This window comes from Streptomyces sp. NPDC126497 (assembly GCF_040302425.1).
Lineage (GTDB): Bacteria > Actinomycetota > Actinomycetes > Streptomycetales > Streptomycetaceae > Streptomyces.
Genome location: NZ_JBEORT010000203.1, coordinates 1 through 3,331 on the forward strand (window position 1 = coordinate 1; position 3,331 = coordinate 3,331).

The window sequence follows — 3,331 nt, forward strand, 5'->3', positions numbered from 1 at the left end:
AATGTGGTATGAAGCTCGTCGTTCAAAAAGTAAAAACTGTTAAACCGAAAGCTTCCGCTCCCGATAAAAAAGCGCAGCCTGCAAAGACTTCAGATCGGGGCGAGGAACCCCACCCAGGCGACGGGCCCGCACACGGCCGTCACCGGGGCGATCAGCACCACGGCGATGGCCAGCGCCGCCAGCCGGGCGCGCTGAGCTCGCACACCGAGCGCCTCCGCGTCCTCGTCGCCCAGCCGCAGCACGGACAGCACCGGCGCGCACAGCACGAGGGCGGGCACCGCGACGAGCAGCCACGGCCACAGGCCCGTCACGTCCTCCCACGTCCGGGCGGAGAGGGAGCCGAGCAGGTAGCGGTAGATCAGCTGGAGGTCGAGCTGGTCGGCCATGACCATCAGGACGAGCAGCGCGGCCTGCAGCGCGGCCGCCACCGCGGCGCCGGTCAGCAGCACAGCGGACGGGCTGCGGCCCAGCCCCGCGACGAGCAGCGTCAGTCCGCCGCCGAGCACGGCGCCGCCGATGGCCAGCAGAGGCTGGACGGCGGCGGGCAGCGAGAGGGACAGCACCAGCGGCGCGGCCACCCCGAGCGCGGCCCCGGACGACACGCCCAGCATCTCCGGCACCGCCAGGGGGTTGCGCAGCGCCTCCTGGAGCACCAGTCCGGCCGCCCCCAGACAGGCTCCGGCGACGAGCGCCAGCAGCAGGCGGGGCACGCGGAGTTCGGTCACGACGATCCCGGCGAGGGTGGTGTCCCCGTCCAGTACCGCGGCGACCAGCCGGTGCGGGGGGACGTGGGGGGTGCCGAGGCTGAGCGCGCAGACCGAGGAGACGGCCAGCAGTACGACCACCAGGAGCGGTTGCCGGCTCCGCGCACCGCGCGACGGCCGCTCTCCGCCCGCCGCGGCGCGATCGGCCGCGGCGGGCACGGGAAGGGGCTCCCTCACCGCAGTGCGGCCGTGGCCTCGTCGAGGACGATGCCCAGCGAACGGGTGCCGCGTCCCTTGGCCCACACCTCTGAGTCCACCTCGTGGACGTCACCGTTCCTCACCGCCGGGATCTTGCCCCAGAGAGGGTTCCCGGCGAGCTTCTCGGACAGTTCGCCCTCCGCGTCGCCGAAGCTCAGCGTCTCGACGAACAGCACGTCGACGTCCCTGGCGAGGATCTCCTCGAGGCTGTAACTGCCCTCCACGCCGCGGGACTTCCACGGGTACTCGGCGATCTTGGGGAACAGGCTGGCGGCCACGTCGCCTTCGGGCGTCGCGACGCCGAAGTTCTCGTCGCTGCCGTAGATGATGAGCGCGGTCCTGTCGCTCGGGGTCTTCTCGGCCGCGGCGAGCTTCGTCCGAAAGGCCCTCTCCGCCTTCTCCCCCTGGGCGGTGCGGCCGGTGAGCGCGGCGGTGTCGCGCAGGTAGCCCACGCTGTCCTGCCACGTCTCGGGCTGCATGGCCCAGAACGTGGTGGCGCCCTTGAGGGCCGGGGCGAGCTTGCCATGGGTGTCCCCGAGGCCGATCACGAGATCGGGCTTGTGGGAGAGGATCGCCTCCACCTCCGGGGCGATGAATCCGCCGGGGATGATGTCCACCTCCTTGGCCTTCTCCTCCCCGAGGAAGGCCGGGTGGGCGAGCAACGCGCTGTTGGTGGCCGCCGGCACGATGCCCAGTTCCGTCAGGATGTCGTCGCACAGGGCGAACAGGCAGACGATCCGCTCGGGCTCCTTCTCCAAGGAGATCCTGACGCCGTTGGTGTCGGTCAACTCCGTCGCCGCCTTGATGGGTTCGACGGTCACCTCCGTCCTCGCCGCGGGCTCGGCCTTGTCGTCGGCGGGTTCTCCGGAGGACGAGCCGCAGCCGACCAGGAGCGAACCCACCGCCGCTGCGGTGAGCCAACTGCGAACGAATCTCGACGGTGAGCGCAGCATCGATGCCCTCGCTTCTCTTCAGGGACCGGGAATGCACTGAAGATACATGATAATCGTTTTCACCAAACCGGTTACCGGAGGACTCATGCCTGCTGCCGCACCCGTCCTGCTCGTCTCCGACCATGTGGCCGGAGCCGTACACCTGTTGACCGTGCCCGACGGTGCCGTGGCAGGGCGCCTCACCGGCCGTCACCTTTCGGAGCACGCCGGTTTCCTGGCGCTGCCGGGCGGGCGGGTGGCCTGCGTCGACGACCGCCGCGGGGAACTGCTGGTGCTCGACCCCTACGCCGAGGAACTCGTGGAGCGCGCGGTTCCGGTCGCCGTGCCGGCCGAGCACCTCGCCTGCGACCCGTCCGGCCGCCGGCTGGCCGTCACCACCGGCCTCGGCAAGAACAGCGAACCGTGGTCGGACCTGCTCACGGTCCTCGACCTGGCCACCGGAGAGACCGCACGGGTGCGGACGCGCATCGGCGAACCGGGCGTGACCGTGCTGGGCGGGACCGACCCCCTGGTCGTGCTGCGGCACCGGGAACCCGGTGCGCTGGCCGTCCACCGGTTCGCGGACCTCCTCGCGGCTCCGCCCGGCTGCCCCCCGGTGACCCCTCACGCGGTCCTGCCACTGCCGGACGACGGGCACGGGGACGCACAGGCACCCGGCTCGGAGCAGGTGTTCGCGGCCACGGGCCGGGGAGTGCACCGGTTCCGCAGAAAGGGCGACGCCCTCGTTGCCGAGGCGGTCATTCCGTGGGATTCGCCTGCCCGGGGCTGGTACCTCCGGCTCGACACCCGGCGCCGGGCGCTGTGGACCACGCTGCGCGGCGGCGACCCTGACCCGCTGCGCTGGCCGGAGTGGACCAACCAGGCATGGCACCACGAGCTGGGAACCGGCCGCACGCTGCTCACGGACCTCGGTCCCGGGCTCGTCTTCCGGCTGGCCCTCGCCCGGCGCCACACCGCCTTCACCCGTGTCCATCCCGACGGCGACGAGCTGATCCTGCTCGGCGCCGACGGCGCCGCCCGCCGCCTCCCCCTGCCCGCCATGGACGGTGCCCCACGTCGCGGCGGCACCCCCTGGGAGGGCGTCCAACGCCGCGCGGTGGCCGCCTCACCGGGCTCCGACTGGATCGCCGTCACCCGGGGCGGGCACGGCGAGGTGCACATCGTCGACGCGGAGACCGGCCACGAGGCGGCGCGTCCGCGGCTGAGCACACCGCTGCATCACGGCGGCCACCTGACACTGCGCGTCCGGAACGACGGTGCCGACGGTGATCCCGTGGGCCGGTGACGGGCCGTGCGGCCCTGGGCCACCGCCCTCGGTCCGGCCTCCGGCACGGCGGGTCGGGCGGCCTGATCGGTGCCGGGTGTCCCGGCCGTGCCACAGGCGGCGCCCCGGCACACGGTCACGGTGCGCCGGGG

At 72.6% G+C, this 3,331-nt stretch carries 2 protein-coding genes and 1 pseudogene; 1 reads left to right on the plus strand and 2 read right to left on the minus strand.

Annotation, left to right across the window (positions count from 1 at the left end):
• Positions 1-95: 95 nt before the first annotated feature.
• A pseudogene (locus tag ABTY20_RS34970) lies at positions 96-845 on the minus strand (FecCD family ABC transporter permease); the annotation flags it as partial.
• Positions 846-937: 92 nt separating this feature from the next.
• Positions 938-1,915 (minus strand): ABC transporter substrate-binding protein, encoded by a 978-nt coding sequence (locus ABTY20_RS34975; protein ID WP_352001169.1) that lies wholly within the window; start codon positions 1,913-1,915, stop codon positions 938-940.
• Between the two features lie 85 nt (positions 1,916-2,000).
• Here ABTY20_RS34975 and ABTY20_RS34980 point away from each other — a divergent pair, with 85 nt between their 5' ends.
• Positions 2,001-3,200, plus strand: coding sequence for a hypothetical protein (locus ABTY20_RS34980; protein WP_352001170.1), 1,200 nt, complete (start codon positions 2,001-2,003; stop codon positions 3,198-3,200).
• The last annotated feature ends 131 nt before the right edge of the window (positions 3,201-3,331 follow it).

What these genes read in the sequence shown, in the direction of transcription:
- ABTY20_RS34975 (WP_352001169.1), bottom strand. Translation starts at nt 1,915, where the DNA reads ATGCTGCGCTCACCGTCGAGATTCGTTCGCAGTTGGCTCACCGCAGCG.
- ABTY20_RS34980 (WP_352001170.1), top strand. Translation starts at nt 2,001, where the DNA reads ATGCCTGCTGCCGCACCCGTCCTGCTCGTCTCCGACCATGTGGCCGGA.